Genomic DNA, 19,118 nt, shown 5'->3' with positions numbered 1-19,118 from the left:
TGTTTTGGGCGTAAGTTCCCGATGCTGAATACGTTTTTCCGTCAACATCCCACACAAAAGATTCTCCAAAACAGATGTCTTTTGTTGTGGTTATGGTTTGTGGTTTTTCACCAACCGTTAATCTCAATTCCTGATCAGCGGTGCATCCATTATTGTTTTGGGCGTAAGTTCCCGATGCTGAATACGTTTTTCCGTCAACATCCCACACAAAAGATTCTCCAAAACAGATGTTTTCTGTTGTAGTTATGGTTTGAGGTTTTTCACCAACGGTTAAAATTAATTCCTGATCAGCAGTGCATCCATTATTGTTTTGGGCGTAAGTTCCCGATGCTGAATAAGTTTTCCCGTCAACATCCCATACAAAAGATTCTCCAAAACAGATGTCTTTTGTTGTGGTTATGGTTTTTGGTTTAGCACCGACAGTTAAAATTAATTCCTGATCAGCGGTGCATCCGTTATTGTTTTGGGTGTAAGTTCCCGAAGTTGAATACGTTTTTCCATCTACAGACCAATTGAAAGATTCTCCAAAACAGATGTTTTCTGTTGTAGTTATGGTTTGAGGTTTTTCACCAACGGTTAAAATTAATTCCTGATCAGCCGTGCATCCATTATTGTTTTGGGCGTAAGTTCCCGATGCTGAATAAGTTTTCCCGTCAACATCCCATACAAAAGATTCTCCAAAACAGATGTCTTTTGTTGTGGTTATGGTTTTTGGTTTAGCACCGACAGTTAAAATTAATTCCTGATCAGCAGTGCATCCATTATTGTTTTGGGTGTAAGTTCCCGAAGTTGAATACGTTTTCCCGTCAACATCCCATACGAAAGATTCTCCAAAGCAGATGTTTTCCGTTGTAGTTATGGTTTGAGGTTTTTCACCGACAGTTAAAATTAATTCCTGATCAGCGGTGCATCCGTCATTTTCTTTGGTGAAAGTTCCCGATGCTGAATAAGTCTTTCCGTCAACATCCCAAACAAAAGATTCTCCAAAACAGATGTTTTCTGTTGTAGTTATGGTTTGCGGTTTAGTACCTATAGTCAGTTTCAATTCCTGATCAGGAGTGCATCCATTATTGTTTTGGGTGTAAGTTCCCGATGCTGTATAAGTTTTCCCGTCAATATCCCATACAAAAGATTCTCCAAAACAGATGTTTTCCGTTGTAGTTATGGTTTGCGGTTTAGTACCTACAGTCAGTTTCAATTCCTGATCAGCAGTGCATCCATTATTGTTTTGGGTGTAAGTTCCCGAAGTTGAATACGTTTTCCCGTCAACATCCCATACGAAAGATTCTCCAAAACAGATGTCTTTTTTAGTGATTACAGTTGCCGGTTTAGGATTAACTGTAATAGTTCCAGTGGCAGTATTTGGTCCACAATAATTATCGTCTTTTATTAAGCTAATATTGTAGTTAAAGACACCTGATACTGTTGGTACACCACTAATTGTAATTTTATTGTTTGAAAAAGTTGCTGTAACTCCAGTAGGCAGATTTGTTGATGATTCAATACCTGTAATTCCAGATGTTATATGAGTAATATTTGTTAATAAAGTATTCACACACAGCGTTGGTTTAGACGAAGCTTCCGCGATACTTGATTCTTCTTTAATTGTGAAAATTGCAGGAACTCTTGCAGAACAAGGATTTGTACTTCCTGCATAATAGGTTGTTGAGCCTGGTGTATTCGTGTTTAACATGCCTGAACCAGAGGCTTCTACAGGATTTAAATATGGTCCCCAACCAATTGGTTTACCGCCTGTAGGTGAAGTATACCATAAATTTAAAGGGTCTAAAAAGAATCCACCCCCTTCAGGAGGTGTAAGTGTCCAGATATAATCAGCGGTGTAATCCGGTGTCTCCCATTTTGCGTTAATAAGAGAAACCAATGTATAAAGTGTGCCTACTTCAAGATATGCAGTTAACTTGGGTATTTTTGTGTTAATTATGCCATAATCGTCATCTCCTGTTATCCATGTTCCGTCTCCGGGACAAGTTCCCAACGTGTAGTCACCTTTATAAATATATCCTGCCCTTAAGTATCTATTTGTTCCTGTCATTTCTAAGCTATATGTGCCAGATACATTAACCGAAAAAGAAATTGTTGTATAACTTCCTTTAGGAGTTGGATCAAAATCACATATAGGTATGTTGTCAGTTCTTCGATTAGGCATTAATGATATCGGATCTGTAGCAACATCCCAATGGCCTGAAAATACCGTTACAGGAGTCGGGACTATTCCTGTAACTGAGCTTGCGCTTAATAAACCTGTACCGCCTTTACATATTGTAACTCCCTTAGTAACAATATCTGTTGTTTTTGGATTTACAGTTAAATTCAATATTTGATCTCCAGTACAACCATCATTTGTTTTTCTATAAGTTCCAGACGAATTATAAGTTTGTCCGTTTGCATCCCATACAAAAGATTCTCCAAAACAGATGTTTTCCGTTGTAGTTATGGTTTGCGGTTTTTCACCAACCGTTAATTTCAATTCCTGATCAGCAGTGCATCCATTATTGAATTTGCTGTACGTTCCCGAAGCGGTGTACGTTTTCCCGTCAACATCCCATACAAAAGATTCTCCAAAACATATGTTTTTTGTTGTAGTTACAGTTGCCGGTTTAGTGCCAATGCTTAATTCCAAAGTCTGATCAGCAGTACAGCCATCATTAGTTTTAGTATAAGTTCCTGAAGTATTATAAGTTTTTCCATCCACAGACCACACAAAAGATTCTCCAAAACAAATGTCTTTTTTAGTGGTTACAGTTGCTGGTTTGTTAATAATCAATAAATCATCTTCAGTACTTAATGCTCCATCAAAATTAATACCTATAACATTTCCTCCAGTAGCATATGTTTTTATTTCTGCAAATGCATTAATAAAAGGTGTGACCCTTTTGTCTAATTGTGCAGGATCAGAATATATCGCCAGCGCATCTACACTGTTAATGCCTGGTTTTGTTTGAGATGTTAATTTACCTTTCAGTAAAATTGTTACTGTTTCATTAATTGGAATATTAAAACTTCCAATTTCAGGGCTATCATTTCTTTTGCGTGTATTTGGAATATTTCCAGATGGACCAGAAGCATTACCTGTATAAGATGCTGTAGCGGAATCAAAATTAATCCCATCAGGAAAAAGGAAATATAAAGAAACATCAGTGGCTTTGCCATCACCTGAATTTGTTATCTTGATTTCATAAGAAACAATTTCATTTGGAATATTACAAATGGATTTAGTCAATGAAACAACTTCTGTTTTTAAATAAGGTAAACAGGTATAATTAACTGTATTTGGTTGGGAACTCTGATATGTAATAGTTGAAACATTTGATGGCTTGCCGTATGTGTCGTTAAATGTATAATTTATGGTTACTGTCCCTTCTATAGTATTGTCTTGCGGAGTAAATGTAACTTGACCTGTTGTTGAGTTATAAGTAAAAGTTCCTTTTCCTGGAACTGTTTTAGAGGATTGAATTCCTGGAGTGTCTAAGTCTAAATCTACAGATTCTCTATTTATTTTTGCCAATGTATTCACACTCCCATTATTACCAATGTTTATATCGGTCGAAGTTGCTGAAAACCCGGCGCAGCCTGACAAAGATTTCGGAGTTGCTACGGGTTCAAGAAGAGTATTTAAATCTACAGAAAGACTTAAATTTCGTATTTCGTGAAAATTATTTATCCTCCCCGTTGAAGAAGAAATTGCAAATTTTAAATTGGGAGGAGCGGGTGTTGTATATTCATAATTATTGATTATTAAAGTTTTGACGTTTCCATGTATTAAATTAATATCAATAAAAAAACCTCCATTTGATGGACGAGGTCTCAAAACAATTTCTATTTTTCTAAAACCAGATTTAGTATTATCTGTTGCTTTCCTGTCATATCCAGCAACATTAAATAAATATGGCGAAGCTGTTGTTTGTACGCTTGTTAAATAAGAATATCCAGTAGTTCCTGTACCTTGGCCTCTTAATGTTATATTACTTGACAAACCATTCTGCAATCCTCCTGATCTTCCTTCTTCACTCGAAGCAAAACCGCCATACTCATCAATTCCAACACCTAAATATCCTTTTGAGAAACCATTTATAGAAGTTTTCTGTGCATATCCCAAAGAACCTCCAAATGCACCCGGTGTTACAGAAGATGCTGTTGCATCAAATAATATAAAAGCAATTCCGTCTGCACCATTACCCCCGTGTGTATAATACTCAAAAGAAATAGTCATTCCGTATTCAGAAGGAAAGGCGTATAAATCTGACCATATTATTCCTCTTTGTTCAGTTTCTTTATTGGTTAGTCTTAAATAACCATCCCCTTCAAGATCATTATAACCATCTTTTAATCCAGCTCCTCCGGTAAGGAAAGCAGCAGGAGATCCTCCAAACTGTATATTAGAAGCAGTACTATTTTTAAAACTTTCGAAAAAAGGAAACTGAGCTTTGGTTTCGAGAGTAACAAAGAATAAAAGAATAAAAAAACAAAAAAAATGAATTTTATTGTAAGTAAAGTTTTGCATAAGTAAAATAATTTAGACAAAATGACTTTTGCTTTAATAGGTCATTTCATTAGACAATAGCCTTTGCTGCTTGATTTACACACAGCTGACCTAAGTAATATTCTAGAAAATTTTAATTTGCAAAAATCCTCCATTTAGATAAGGAAGGTTAATGGTAAACGACAAAAGAGCGGCAGAATAAGACAAGATTATAAAGGATATAAAAGCGTTTTAGCTTAAAAATGAGCTATTTATCTCTTTAACATAGCTTTAGTTTTAATCGGTAAAAGCAAAATAAAAAAAATACTATCTTTACCGATCGAACGTTTATGAACTTAAGCTGCTTTTTGGCGGCACTACATATATAATTATGGCATGTACAAGTTGTTCAACCTCAGATGGCGGTGCGCCAAAAGGTTGTAAAAATAATGGGAGTTGCGGCACCGATAGCTGCAATAAATTAACGGTTTTTGACTGGCTTTCTAACATGAGCCCGTCCAATGGAGAGGCAATTTTTGATTGTGTTGAAGTGCGTTTTAAAAACGGCCGTAAGGAATTTTTTAGAAATTCAGAAAAATTAACTTTAAGTATTGGCGATATTGTAGCAACAGTTGCTTCGCCTGGACATGATATTGGAATTGTTACTTTAACAGGAGAATTGGTTAAAATTCAAATGAAGAAGAAAGGAGTAAATCCGGATAGTAACGAAGTTCCAAAAATTTACAGAAAAGCATCTCAAAAAGATATCGATATCTGGTCTGCAGCACGTGATCGAGAAGAACCAATGAAAGTTCGCGCTCGTGAACTGGCAATTCAGCATAAGCTTGAAATGAAAATTTCGGATATTGAATTTCAGGGAGACGGATCAAAAGCTACATTTTATTACACAGCAAATGATAGAGTCGATTTTAGACTTTTGATTAAAGATTTTGCTAAAGAATTCAGTACCAGAGTCGAAATGAAACAAGTAGGTTTCCGTCAGGAAGCCGCTCGTTTAGGCGGAATTGGCTCTTGCGGACGAGAACTTTGCTGTTCTACCTGGCTGACTGATTTTAGAAGTGTCAATACATCGGCGGCACGTTATCAGCAATTATCACTAAATCCGCAAAAATTAGCCGGACAATGTGGTAAACTAAAATGCTGTTTGAACTATGAGTTAGATACTTACATGGACGCCTTGAAGGATTTTCCGGATTACGATACTAAATTAGTGACCGAAAAAGGAGATGCTGTCTGCCAGAAACAGGATATTTTTAAAGGATTAATGTGGTTTGCTTACACGAATAATTTTGCAAACTGGCATGTTTTAAAAATAGATCAGGTAAAAGAAATTATTGCCGAAAACAAGCAAAAAAACAAAGTTTCTTCTTTAGAAGATTTTGCAATCGAAGTTACTTCAGAGCCTGAAAAAGACTTTAATAATGCAATGGGTCAGGAAAGTTTAACTCGTTTCGACCAGCCAAAAAGAAAGAAAAAACCAAATCGCAAACGTAAAAATACGGAGAATGCAGTTGTTGCAGCACCTGAAAAACCAAAACAGGCAAATAACAACAATACTAATAAACCTGCAGGAGGAAATGCAAATCCTAATCAGCAGCAGAATAAACAAAACAATCCAAATAAACCAAATCATAAGAACAAGCAGAATCCGAATAAAAACAATTCGAACAAGCAAAATTCAAATGAAAATAAACCAGCTGAACCTAGAAAACCTATAATTATCACAAAAAATGAGAATAAAAAATAGCGGGATTCTTCTTTTGGCAGCGATACTTCTTTTTTCGTGCGATAAAAAAAGAGTATTCGATGAGTACAAATCTGTTGGAAGTGCCTGGCACAAAGACAGCATTGTAACCTTTGATCTGCCAGTTTTAGATTCTACAAAAAAGTACAATTTGTTTGTAAATTTGAGAGATAACAACAATTACCCTTTCAATAATTTATTTTTAATTGTGGCTATTGAAACACCAAGCGGTTTTACAAAAGTAGATACTTTAGAATACCAAATGGCAAACCCTGACGGGACATTAATGGGAAATGGTTTTACTGATATTAAAGAAAGTAAACTGTACTACAAAGAAGATGTGAAGTTTAAAGGGAAGTACAAAGTCCATATCAAGCAGGCTGTTAGACAATCAGGAAAAATTCCTGGAGTTGAAGCTCTGGAGGGCATTACGGACGTAGGTTTTAGAATAGAACAAAAAGATTAGAAAAATAGTTATGGCTGCTAAGAAAAACAATCAATCAAATACCACAAAGGATATTAATTATTACAAAAAGAAATTCTGGAGAATTTTCGCTTATTCTTTATTGGGCGTTCTGGCCTTCTTTTTATTTGCCTCTTGGGGATTTTTCGGTTCAATGCCTTCTTTTGAAGACTTAGAGAACCCAGATTCTAATTTGGCTACGGAGATTATTTCTTCAGATGGAGTAGTAATCGGTAAATATTTCAAAACCAATAGATCACAACTTAAATATTCAGATTTACCAAAAAGTTTAGTCGAAGCTTTGGTCGCTACCGAAGATGCTCGTTTTTACGAACATTCAGGAATTGACGGACGCGGAACTTTAAGAGCCGTATTTAGTTTAGGAACAAATGGAGGGGCGAGTACATTAACGCAACAGCTTGCAAAACAATTGTTTCATGGCGAGGGTTCAAAATTTCTTCCTTTTAGAATTGTACAAAAAATAAAAGAATGGATTATTGCCATTCGTTTGGAAAGACAATATACCAAGAATGAAATTCTGGCTATGTACTGCAACGTTTACGACTTCGGAAATTATTCTGTTGGAGTAAGTTCGGCGGCACAGACCTATTTCTCAAAAGATCCTAAAGATTTAACAATGGACGAATCGGCTATTTTAGTTGGAATGTTCAAAAACTCAGGATTATATAATCCCGTTAGAAATCCTGAGGGAGTAAAGAACCGTCGTAATGTGGTTTTGGGACAAATGGTAAAAGCAAAAATGATTTCTGAGGCAGAAAAAGAAAGACTGCAAGCTTTACCAATTGCATTAAAATTCAAATTAGAAAGCCACCGCGAAGGAACGGCAACTTATTTTAGAGAATATCTTCGTGATTATATGAAAAAATGGGTAGCTGAAAACAAAAAACCAGACGGATCTGATTACGATATCTACAAAGATGGTTTAAGAATTTATACTACCATCGATTCGAGAATGCAGCAATATGCAGAAGAAGCTGTTTCTGAGCACATGAAAAACCTGCAGCAGCAGTTTTTTATTGAAATGAAAACCAATAAAAATGCACCGTTCGTAAATATTACGCAGGCAGAAACAGACAGAATCATGATGCAGGCAATGAAAAATTCTGTTCGCTGGGCTCAAATGAAAGAAATGGACAAAAGCGAAGATGATATTATTGCTTCTTTCAAAGTAAAAACAAGAATGCGAATATTTACCTGGAAAGGCGAGCGTGATACTATCATGACACCATTAGATTCTATTCGTTACTACAAACACTTCCTGCAATCTGGATTAATGGCAATGGAACCTCAAACGGGTAACATTAAAGCTTGGGTTGGAGGTATCAATTACAAATATTTTCAGTACGATCACGTAGGTCAGGGAGCAAGACAAGTAGGTTCTACATTCAAACCTTTTGTTTATGCCACTGCAATCGAACAATTAAATATGTCTCCATGCGACTCTATTCTGGATGGGCCTTTTATGATTCATAAAGGTCGCCACCATGTAACAGCAGACTGGGAACCAAGAAACTCAGACAACAGGTACCGCGGAATGGTAACTTTAAAACAAGGTTTGGCAAACTCTATTAACACTATTTCTGCAAAATTAATTGACAGAACAGGTCCTGAAGCAGTTGTAGAGTTAACAAAAAAACTAGGTGTAAAAACCGAAATTCCGGTACAGCCGTCAATTGCATTAGGAGCTGTTGATATTACAGTTGAAGACATGGTTGCGGCATACAGTACATTTGCGAACCAAGGGGTTTATGTAAAACCTCAGTTTTTAAGCCGAATTGAAAATAAAAGCGGTGAGGTTATTTTCGAACCAATTCCGGAATCTCATGATGTTTTAAATAAAGATATTGCCTTTGCAGTAATCAAGTTATTAGAAGGTGTAACCGAAACTGGTTCTGGTGCACGTTTACGTACGCAGGGCGGAGGAAGTGGTGACAACCGTTGGACAGGATATCCTTATATGTTCAAAAACCCAATTGCGGGTAAAACGGGAACAACACAAAACCAGTCAGATGGTTGGTTTATGGGAATGGTTCCAAACTTAGTAACCGGAGTTTGGGTAGGATGCGAAGATCGTTCGGCACGTTTCAAAAGCTTAACTTATGGACAAGGTGCAACGGCAGCTTTACCAGTTTGGGCTTATTTTATGAAACTTTGTTATAAGGATGAAAACCTTCAAATCTCTAAATCAGAATTTGAGCGTCCGGCTAATCTTTCTATCAAAGTAGATTGTTACCAAAGACCGGCAGTTGTAAAAGATACAACACAAACAGAACAAAACACAGACGAATTCGAGTTATAGACTTAAATTCAGTTTTAAAATAAAAAACATCCTTTTGTGCTTTCCATATTGGCGAGACTACAAAAGGATGTTTTTTTATGTGAATTTTATTTTTTACGAAATCGTTATAATTTAATCTAAAAATCTTATTTTTATCAAAAATATACGGTAATAAAGACAGTTTGTTATGATAACAAAAAAAGTTAATAATGTTCGGGAAGCTATTGCAGGAATTGAAACCGGAATGACCATTATGTTTGGTGGTTTTGGTTTATGCGGTATTCCGGAAAATACGATTGCAGCATTGGTAAACACTTCAATTTCAGATTTGACCTGTATTTCAAACAATGCAGGTGTAGACGATTTTGGTTTAGGATTGCTTTTGCAGAAAAAACAAATCAAGAAAATGATTTCGTCTTACGTAGGTGAGAACGCCGAATTCGAACGTCAGATGCTATCTGGCGAACTGGAAGTTGAATTGACGCCGCAGGGAACTTTGGCAGAACGCTGTCGTGCCGCTCAGGCCGGAATTCCTGGATTCTTTACACCTGCGGGATACGGAACCGAAGTTGCCGAGGGAAAAGAAGTCCGGGAATTTAATGGTAAAATGCATATTATGGAAGAAGCTTTTAAAGCTGACTTCGCCATTGTAAAAGCGTGGAAAGGCGACGAAGCCGGAAATCTTATCTTTAAAGGAACAGCCAGAAATTTTAATGCCTGTATGGCCGGTGCCGGAAAAATTACGATTGCCGAAGTTGAAGAACTGGTTCCCGTTGGAACTTTAGATCCAAATCAAATTCATATTCCGGGAATCATGGTACAGCGTATTTTTCAGGGAGAAAAATTTGAAAAACGTATTGAACAAAGAACCGTTAGAGTTAAGAATTAGATAATTGAGTTAATGAGACAATTAGATAGTTCAAAAACAATTATCTAATTATCAAATTCTCTAATTGACACATTATAAATATGGCACTTAGTAAAGAAGATATAGCAAAACGAATTGCTAAAGAAGTAAAAGACAGATATTTTGTCAATCTGGGTATTGGTATTCCAACTTTAGTAGCAAATTACGTTAGAGAAGATATTGCAGTTGAGTTTCAAAGCGAAAACGGCGTTCTGGGGATGGGACCTTTTCCTTTTGAAGGAGAAGAAGATGCAGACATCATTAACGCAGGAAAACAAACCATTACAACATTGCCGGGAGCAAGTTTCTTTGATTCCGCTTTTAGTTTTGGGATGATCCGCAGCCAGAAAGTCGATTTAACTATTTTGGGTGCGATGGAAGTTTCTGAAAATGGCGATATCGCAAACTGGAAGATTCCGGGAAAAATGGTAAAAGGAATGGGAGGCGCAATGGATTTAGTGGCTTCCGCCGAAAATATCATCGTAGCCATGATGCATGTAAATAAAGCAGGAGAATCTAAAATCCTTAAAAAATGTTCTTTACCGTTAACTGGCGTAGGATGCGTAAAAAAGGTCGTTACAGAGCTTGCCGTTCTCGAGGTAACCGAAAAAGGTTTTAAGCTCTTAGAACGAGCGCCAGGTGTGTCTGTTGAGCACATCATAGCTTCGACCGAAGCAGATTTGATAATTGAAGGAGAAATTCCGGAAATGGATATCCAATAACATAAAAAAACAGCATAAAAATTAAAGCCAGCTATTAAGCTGGCTTTTTTTGTAGGATTAAATTAAAATTAATACATAAATGGAGTTGTTATTCTGTTTTTTATATTGTTTTTCAGTCAGTTAAATATTTGAACTATACAAATTTTCGCACTTTTATTTGAGGATATTTCACACTTTGTTAAATAAAAGTGAATTTAAAGTAAAAATTGTTGCATTTTATCGATTAATGGCAAATTTCATCGATTATCTAACAATTTTAAAATACTTTTATTTTAAAATTAAGTATTTACTTACTTTAATTGATTTGTTTGTAATTATTTAACCAAACTTTAAACCCCCAATTATTATGGAAAGAAAATTACCAAGAATTATTACAGCATCCTTACTTATTTTGTCACTTTCTGCAGCAGCGCAGAATACAGACAAACGGATTGAACAGAAAAATGTATCCGAAAATGGGCAGCCTAGTTTAATCACCTTCAGCGATGCATCGACTTACAAAGGAACCGATTCCCAAAAGGTTTTTAAAGAACAACTTGGATTAAAAGACAATCAGACTTTTAGAAAAGTTAAAACAGAAACAGACAAACAAGGCTATACGCACGAAAAGTTTCAATTGTATGAGCAGGGAATCAAAGTAGAGTTTGCTAATTACACGTTACACTCAGAAAACGGAAAATTAGTTTCGATGAATGGTGAATACTATAATATCGAAAATGTAAAACTCACTCCATCTTTATCTGCACAAGAAGCTTTTAACAGAGCGCTTAGCCATACTCATGCTTCAGAATATCTTTGGGATAAACCACAAGACGCAAAAGAAATAGGGTATGAAAAACCTGCAGGCGAACTTGTTTTATTACCAGATATGGAAGAACAAGGAGAAACAAGAACTACCGATAAAGTTCGTCTGGCCTACAAATTTGATATTTATGCAACAAAACCGCTCAGCCGTGGTGATTTGTACATTGATGCCGAAACAGGAAAAGCGTTGTTTTATAATGCCACAATAAAACATCTACATGATGATGTTCATACAAGAAAATTTTCTTCTTCAGAAAATAGAAGCAAAGAAATTACTTCTGCCAAAAAAGCGATTGTAACAGCAAATGCGGCTACACGTTACAGCGGAACACAAAGTATAGAAACATCTTTAAGCGGTTCTTCTTATATTTTATTAGATGGAACCCGCGGTACAGGAATTCAAACCTATAATTCGGCGAGAACCGCGACATATCCAACAACAAACTTTACAGATGCAGATAATAACTGGACTGCAGCCGAATTTAATAATACCAACAAAGACAATGGAGCACTCGATGCACATTGGGGAGCCGAAATGACTTATGATTATTGGTCTGCAGTACACGGCAGAAATAGTTATGACGATGCTGGAGCAAAAATTAAAAGTTATGTGCATTATAATTTAATTGCAGCAGGATACTCAAGCAATAATAATGCTTTCTGGAACGGAAGTGTTATGACCTACGGTGACGGAAGCGGTACTGGCGGGTTTGATATTTTAACTTCATTAGATGTTGCAGGACACGAGATTGGCCACGCCATTTGTACTTATACTGCAAATCTGGCTTATCAAAAAGAATCTGGAGCAATGAATGAAGCCTTCTCTGATATCTGGGCAGCTTGTATCGAATATCGCGCAGCGCCAACAAAATCGACTTGGTTAGTTGGAGAGGATATTGAAAGAAGAAGCGGTCACGTAGCCTTACGTTCTATGAGTAATCCTAAAGCCGAAGGTCAGCCGGATACTTATGGAGGAACAAACTGGATTAATGTAAGTTGTACGCCTACAAGCAGTAATGATTATTGCGGTGTACATACCAACTCTGGAGTTTTTAATCATTGGTTTTATATTCTATCTGTTGGAAAAACAGGAACTAATGATATAGGAAGCTCTTACAACGTAACAGGTATTGGAATTGATAAAGCAGCTAAAATTGCTTTCCGTTTAGAAGATGTTTATTTAACTTCAAATTCAACTTTTGCTAATGCAAGAACATCCGGAATTCAATCTGCAATTGATTTATACGGAGCTGGTTCTGCAGAAGTTATCGCGACTACAAATGCATTTTATGCAATAGGAGTTGGAGCCGCTTATTCTGGAACTACAGATACAACACCGCCGTCTGCGCCAACAAGTTTAGCGGCTTCGGGAACAACAGGAACAACAACAAATTTAACCTGGACTGCTTCAACAGATAATGTTGCTGTTACGGGATATGATATTTACCAAGGAACAACTCTTAAAGGATCATCTACTACAACTTCATACAATGTAACTGGATTAACTGCTTTAACAACTTACAGCTTTACGGTTAAAGCGAAAGATGCAGCCGGAAATGTTTCTGCAGCAAGTAATGCGGTTAGTGTAACGACTACAGCAGCGACAGTATCGTATTGTGCTTCTCAAGGAAACAGCACTGCAGATGAAAGAATAAGCAAAGTTGTTTTTGGAACTATTAATAATACATCAACAGGAACAGCAGGTTATGAAAATTATACCGCAATTTCTACTAATGCAGCAAGAGGAAGTGCTTATACAATAACCATAACTCCGGTTTGGACATCAACAACTTACAACGAAGGTTATGCGGTATTTATCGATTACAACCAAGATGGTGATTTTTCAGATTCTGGAGAAACCGTGTGGACAAAAGCAGCATCTAAAACAACTCCGGTTACCGGAACAATTACAATTCCGGCTACTGCAGCTTTAGGAACAACAAGATTAAGAGTTTCTATGAAATACAACGCTATTCCAACGGCTTGTGAAGGATTCTCTTATGGACAGGTAGAAGATTATACCATCAATATTACAGCTTCGGGTACAGTTGAAGTAGAACAAATTGCGTTAGGTGTGGTCGAAACTACAGAAACAGCAGGTTTTGCTTTATATCCAAATCCGGTTGAAAGTGAATTAAATGTTTCTGTTTCAGAAGGTAATGGGTATTCGTATAGAATAATCAATACATTAGGACAACAGCTTGGTTCTGGCCAAGTTGCCGGATCGATTGATGTAAGCAGATTAAGCACAGGAATTTATCTGATCGAATTGAAGAATGGCGAAAAGAAAATAGTGAAGAAATTCGCTAAAAAATAAATGGATTGAATTAGTATAAAGATGAAAAGCCTCGCCAGTTTGCGAGGCTTTTTTGTTTTTTAACCGCTAAGAGTGCAAGGGGTTTTTAATTTCGCAAAGACGCAAAGTTTAATATTCAATAGCATCCAGCTTTAGGAGGATGAAAAAGTAGGTAAAGCCTTTTTCAATATGAATTTTATTTCTCCAATTGGAGACAACTCCTTTTTGTTTTTTCACGCAGATTTGAAAGTATCTAGCTATTAAAAAAATCTGCTAAATCTGCCAAATCTGCGTGAAAATAAATCTTTGTATAAACCCTTTTCGGTACAAAAAATAATGTTTGTAAGCCTTCATAAAACCAGAAAAACCGCCCAAAGAGCAGTTTTTCTATAAAAAGCAATAATGTTGCAATATTGAAAAAATAATTATTTTGTACCGTTTGGTATAAAATATTAGTTCAAGTTAAAAGAAGCTCCTAAACTAAAAGTAACCTGATTGTTTAAGTGATCGAATACGTCTTTGTCGCTGCTGTATTTCGCAATTGGAAAACCAAGTTCTGTGAAAACACCAAATCCGTCAGTAAAGAAATAACGGCCTCCAACATGTCCGCCAAAGTTGCGTAAACCTAAACTTAAACCTGGATAAACATCTAATTGTTTTACTCCAATAACACTGCTCAAATTAGCATTAATTCTAGCTTTTGCATCAAAACGATCTTTAAACTCTGGCTTATAATCGTTGTAATAATTCGAACCATGGTAGAATCCATTAAAATTATCTACTCCAAGTAAATAATTTGCAACAAAACCAAAAGAGAAATTTTCTCCCAAACCAAAATCTACAGATCCCTGAATTCCTGAACCTCCATCTTGAAGATTAGCACCTACGTTTACTTTGATGTCGCCTTTTCCATTAAATGCCTGCTGCGCTTGAATAAACCCGAATGATACTAAAAACAAAAATGTGATAACCTTTTTCATAAATTTAAATATTAATTATTTTGCTAGTGCAAATTTAGTTTTTTAGAGATTAATTCCTACCTTTTTCATTAGAATACAATTCATTTAACGGTTCGCTTTGCCAGAATTCCTTGGTATCCACGTTCATAATCGTAAGCGGACCTTTAAAAGCAGCACCGGTATCAACATTCCAAACGCAGGCTTTGTTTACCGGAACCGTTTCTCCAATTCTGGTAACAGGAGTATGGCCTATGTAAATTTCCTTATAAACCGTAAAACGCTTTGGATAATACAAGTCGTCTGGTTTTAAAGCAGGATTTAATGCCAATGCCGATTCCCAAAGTGTTCTGTCCCAATAAAATAATTTCGGAAAGTATTCCCAGACTACGCCATTTAAATTGGTAAATCCGGCATGAACAAAAAGTCTGTTTTCGTTATCGAGATAATAATCTTTCAGCGATTCAAAAAACGCAATATGTTCTTTTTTTCTTTCAGGAGAGATTTTAGAATATCCTTCAACAGTAGCTTTTCCGCCATGTTTGTACCACATTTCTTCATCAAAATCCTCATGTCTGTTTTCCAGCCAGTCTAAAGCCAGCTGATCATGATTTCCTCTAATGCAAATGCAGTTTTGTTTGGTTTTCAGGTCGATTAAAAAATCAATAACTTCTGCCGATTGGCTCCAGCCATCAACATAATCGCCTAAAAATATAAGAGTATCTTGTGTAGTAACTTTGGCTCTCTCTAACACTTGCTCAAGTGCGAGTAATCCTCCGTGTATGTCGCCTATAACAAATGTTCGCATTTTTAAATATTTCGGGTAGTAACTACAAAAATAAATAAAATGATTTGTTTAAGACCATTTAGTTGTTAATCTTTAAAAATTGATACTATTTATAACTATTAACAGCGTTCTTATTAATGCTTTACTGTTTAAATTTGCATAATGTCAGATGTGCCAACATATCGAAAGATTATCCATATTGATATGGATGCTTTTTATGCTTCGGTAGAGCAGATGGATAATCCTGCTTTGCGCGGAAAACCGGTTGCTGTGGGCGGATCTGAAAATAGAGGAGTAGTTTCGGCCGCAAGTTATGAGGCCAGAAAATTTGGTGTTCGAAGCGCAATCAGTGGTGTTTTGGCTAAAAAATATTGTCCGGAAATTATTTTTGTCCGACCGAGATTTGATCGCTATAAAGAGATTTCTTCTAAAATTCACAGCATCTTTCATGAATATACGGATCTGGTTGAACCGCTTTCGCTGGATGAAGCCTATCTCGATGTAACCCAAAACAAAAAAGGAAATCCAAGCGCCAGCTTATTGGCACAGGAAATTAGAGCCCGAATTTTAAACGAAGTCGGATTAACTGCTTCTGCAGGAATATCTGTCAATAAATTTGTGGCTAAAATTGCCAGCGATGTCAATAAACCAAACGGACAAAAAACGGTTAATCCTGACGAAATTATACCTTTTCTGGAAGAACTGCCTATCAGGAAGTTTTACGGGGTTGGAAAAGTTACGACTGAGAAAATGTACCAGCTCGGAATCTTTACGGGTTTAGATCTTAAGGGGAAATCATTGGAGTTTTTGGAAAAGCACTTCGGGAAGTCTGGTGGTTTTTATTATAAAGTAGTGCGGGGCATTCACAACAGTGAAGTTAAATCACACCGAATCACGAAATCAGTCGCAGCAGAACATACTTTTGATGTCAATCTTTCTTCGGAAATTTTCATGCTCGAACAACTGGAGAGAATTGCCGTTTCATTAGAAAAACGATTAAAAAAGCACAACATCTCGGGTAAAACAGTTACGCTTAAAATTAAATACAGCGATTTTACACAACAAACAAGAAGTAAAACACTGCCTTATTTTATTTCGGATAAAAGTTTGATTATGGAAATCGTAGAAGAATTACTTTATCAGGAAAAAATGAAAGATTCTGTTCGTTTGCTCGGAATTTCGCTCAACAATTTAAATACCGAAGAAAAAAAGGCGGTTGTAGTACAGTTAAAATTTGCTTTTTAATCCGTCTAAATAAGGTTTTACCTCATTTATTTCACAATTTTAATGCTACCTTTGAGGGAAAAGTACTTCTAAAATTCATTTAAAATGAAAAAGAATAGCTCTGAAGAAACTGTAAACCGCACTTGGGTGCCAATTTTGGCCTTAGATCTTCATTATGAGTATTTAAATGAATTGAAGGCTGTTTTTGCCGATATGAAAAAGGTCAACAAAATCTCGGCCCAATTTACCTGGAACGAAAAAGACCTCAAAATTGAAGAAAGAATCAAAGATGAAGTCGTCCTTATTACCGATTTAGACCTGAAAATCGTTTTTGCCTCAAAAGGAATTAAAAGAATGACAGGCTATCAGGAAGAAGAAGTTTTAGGAAAAACGCCTAAAATGTTTCAGGGTCCGGCAACTTCTCTAGCAGTTTTAGAAGAAATAAAAGAAGCCATAAAACTGAAGATTCCCTTTAAAAAAACAATCGAAAACTATAAAAAAGACGGCAGAACCTACAAATGCAGTGTAGACGCAACGCCAGTATATAATTTAAAAGGCAAGATCTCGCATTTTATAGCATTTGAAAAAGAAGACAAAAGCGCCTAAAATTTAACCGCAAAGCACGCAAAGGTTTCTCGGAAAGCACGCAGTTTTTAATCTCGAAAAGTCCCGAAGTCACAAAGAAAATGTTTTATAAGAATAAAAAAACCGCCCAAAAAGGCGGTTTTGTATTTTAAACTTAGTCACTCAGAACCTTAGTACCTTAGCCACTAAAAAAAAACTATAAATTCTCAAAGAAATCATTTCCTTTATCATCCGTGATAATGAAAGCAGGGAAGTCTTTAACAGTAATTTTACGAACTGCTTCCATTCCTAATTCTTCAAAATCAACCACTTCTACTTTTAAAATGTTGTCTTGCGCTAAAATGGCAGCAGGACCTCCAATAGAACCAAGATAGAATCCACCATATTTGTTGCAGGCATCTGTAACTTGTTTAGTACGATTTCCTTTAGCCAGCATAACCATGCTTCCGCCGTGTTTTTGAAATTCATCTACATAAACGTCCATACGACCAGCCGTTGTTGGTCCAAAACTTCCTGAAGCCATTCCTTCCGGTGTTTTTGCTGGTCCAGCGTAATAAATAGGGTGATTTTTAAAATAATCCGGCATTGGTTTTCCGGCATCTAATAATTCTTTGATTTTTGCATGAGCAATATCTCGGGCCACAATTACAGTTCCGTTTAGTTTTAAACGTGTTTTAATAGGATATTGAGACAATTTAGCCAAAATAGCTTCCATTGGCTGATCTAAGTCAATTTCAACTGGAGCTTCTAAATGAGGTGCTGTTTCTGGTAAAAACTGTTTTGGATTTACTTCTAACTGCTCCACGAATATTCCGTCTTTTGTAATTTTTCCTTTGATATTTCTATCAGCAGAGCATGAAACCCCTAATCCAACCGGACAAGAAGCAGCATGACGCGGCAAACGAATTACACGAACGTCATGTGTGAAATACTTTCCTCCAAACTGAGCTCCAATTTCACTCTCTTGACAGATTTTCTGAACACGTGCTTCCCATTCTAAATCACGAAACGCCTGACCGGCCATGTTTCCTGAAGTTGGTAAGTGATCATAATATCCGGCAGATGCTTTTTTAACGGCACTTAGGTTCGCTTCCGCAGAAGTCCCACCAATAACCAAAGCCAAGTGATAAGGCGGACAAGCCGAAGTTCCTAAATCTTTAATTTTTGCTCTAACAAAAGCATCCATAGATTTATCGTTTAAAAGCGATTTGGTCTGTTGGTATAAGTAGGTTTTATTTGCAGATCCACCGCCTTTTGCCATAAAAAGGAAATCGTAAGAAGTTCCTTTTTTAGCATAAATATCAATTTGCGCCGGAAGATTTGATCCTGAATTTTTCTCTTCAAACATCGAAATCGGCACAATTTGAGAATAACGTAAATTACGTTTTTGATATGTATTAAAAATACCACGGCTTAACCATTCGGCATCATCAACACCCGTAAAGATGCTTTCGCCTTTTTTAGCCATTACAATAGCCGTTCCGGTATCCTGACAGCTTGGTAATTGACCTTCGGCAGCAACCGAAGCATTTTGAAGTAAATTGTATGCCACAAAACGATCGTTATCTGTCGCTTCAGGGTCGTCAAGAATGTTTCTTAGTTTTTGCAAATGCGACGTTCTAAGCATGAACGAAACATCCGTTAAAGCTTCTTCAGCTAATAATTCTAAACCTTTTGGATCAACGGTTAAAACTTCGCGTTCTCCAAATTGTTCTACTTTTACAAAATCAGAGGTGATTTTGCGGTACTGCGTATCATCCTTTAAAATTGGATAAGGATCTTGGTATATAAAATCAATCATTTCTTTGTTTTTTTACAAAGTTAGAAATT

At 36.4% G+C, this 19,118-nt stretch carries 11 protein-coding genes and 1 pseudogene; 8 read left to right on the top strand and 4 right to left on the bottom strand.

Annotation, left to right across the window (positions count from 1 at the left end; all coding sequences use genetic code 11):
- Positions 1 to 4,522: pseudogene (locus AC1RRQ_RS18455) on the bottom strand (hypothetical protein); the annotation flags it as partial.
- Positions 4,523 to 4,871: 349 nt separating this feature from the next.
- Here AC1RRQ_RS18455 and AC1RRQ_RS18450 point away from each other — a divergent pair.
- The 6 genes from AC1RRQ_RS18450 (at position 4,872) to AC1RRQ_RS18425 (ending at position 13,757) form a co-directional block, all read left to right on the top strand.
- Positions 4,872 to 6,248: a PSP1 domain-containing protein gene (locus AC1RRQ_RS18450; protein WP_493024488.1), complete on the top strand. Its 1,377-nt coding sequence runs from the start codon at positions 4,872 to 4,874 to the stop codon at positions 6,246 to 6,248.
- The gene (locus AC1RRQ_RS18445; protein WP_493024487.1) at positions 6,232 to 6,711 is read left to right on the top strand and encodes a gliding motility lipoprotein GldH; all 480 of its coding nucleotides are present in this window, start codon (positions 6,232 to 6,234) and stop codon (positions 6,709 to 6,711) included. Before AC1RRQ_RS18450 ends, AC1RRQ_RS18445 begins: the two co-directional genes overlap by 17 nt.
- Positions 6,712 to 6,721: 10 nt before the next feature.
- Positions 6,722 to 9,028, top strand: coding sequence for a penicillin-binding protein 1A (locus tag AC1RRQ_RS18440; RefSeq protein ID WP_493024486.1), 2,307 nt, complete (start codon positions 6,722 to 6,724; stop codon positions 9,026 to 9,028).
- 166 nt (positions 9,029 to 9,194) lie between these two features.
- Complete coding sequence (locus AC1RRQ_RS18435) at positions 9,195 to 9,896, top strand: CoA transferase subunit A (protein WP_493024485.1); 702 nt, start codon at positions 9,195 to 9,197, stop codon at positions 9,894 to 9,896.
- Positions 9,897 to 9,976: 80 nt separating this feature from the next.
- Complete coding sequence (locus tag AC1RRQ_RS18430) at positions 9,977 to 10,636, top strand: CoA transferase subunit B (RefSeq protein ID WP_493024484.1); 660 nt, start codon at positions 9,977 to 9,979, stop codon at positions 10,634 to 10,636.
- A gap of 346 nt (positions 10,637 to 10,982) precedes the next feature.
- Positions 10,983 to 13,757, top strand: coding sequence for a M4 family metallopeptidase (locus AC1RRQ_RS18425; RefSeq protein WP_493024483.1), 2,775 nt, complete (start codon positions 10,983 to 10,985; stop codon positions 13,755 to 13,757).
- Positions 13,758 to 14,188: 431 nt separating this feature from the next.
- On the opposite strand, the gene AC1RRQ_RS18420 is transcribed toward AC1RRQ_RS18425, so the two are convergent.
- Together AC1RRQ_RS18420 and AC1RRQ_RS18415 are read right to left on the bottom strand one after the other, a co-directional pair.
- Complete coding sequence (locus tag AC1RRQ_RS18420; RefSeq protein WP_493024482.1) at positions 14,189 to 14,716, bottom strand: DUF6646 family protein; 528 nt, start codon at positions 14,714 to 14,716, stop codon at positions 14,189 to 14,191.
- A 49-nt stretch (positions 14,717 to 14,765) separates the two neighbouring features.
- A complete protein-coding gene (locus AC1RRQ_RS18415; protein WP_493024481.1) occupies positions 14,766 to 15,500 on the bottom strand; it encodes a metallophosphoesterase family protein in 735 nt (244 codons plus the stop codon).
- A gap of 141 nt (positions 15,501 to 15,641) precedes the next feature.
- On the opposite strand from AC1RRQ_RS18415, the gene dinB reads away from it, so the two are divergent.
- A complete protein-coding gene (dinB, locus tag AC1RRQ_RS18410; RefSeq protein ID WP_493024480.1) occupies positions 15,642 to 16,724 on the top strand; it encodes a DNA polymerase IV in 1,083 nt (360 codons plus the stop codon).
- 84 nt (positions 16,725 to 16,808) lie between these two features.
- A complete protein-coding gene (locus AC1RRQ_RS18405; RefSeq protein ID WP_493024479.1) occupies positions 16,809 to 17,309 on the top strand; it encodes a PAS domain-containing protein in 501 nt (166 codons plus the stop codon).
- Positions 17,310 to 17,484: 175 nt separating this feature from the next.
- Here AC1RRQ_RS18405 and AC1RRQ_RS18400 read toward each other — a convergent pair whose 3' ends face one another.
- Entirely contained in the window at positions 17,485 to 19,089 is a 1,605-nt protein-coding gene (locus AC1RRQ_RS18400; protein ID WP_493024478.1) for a fumarate hydratase, read from the bottom strand.
- Between the last annotated feature and the right edge of the window lie 29 nt (positions 19,090 to 19,118).

This window comes from Flavobacterium sp. GW821-FHT12A05 (assembly GCF_058807735.1).
This window is presented reverse-complemented; position numbering and strand designations above follow the sequence as displayed.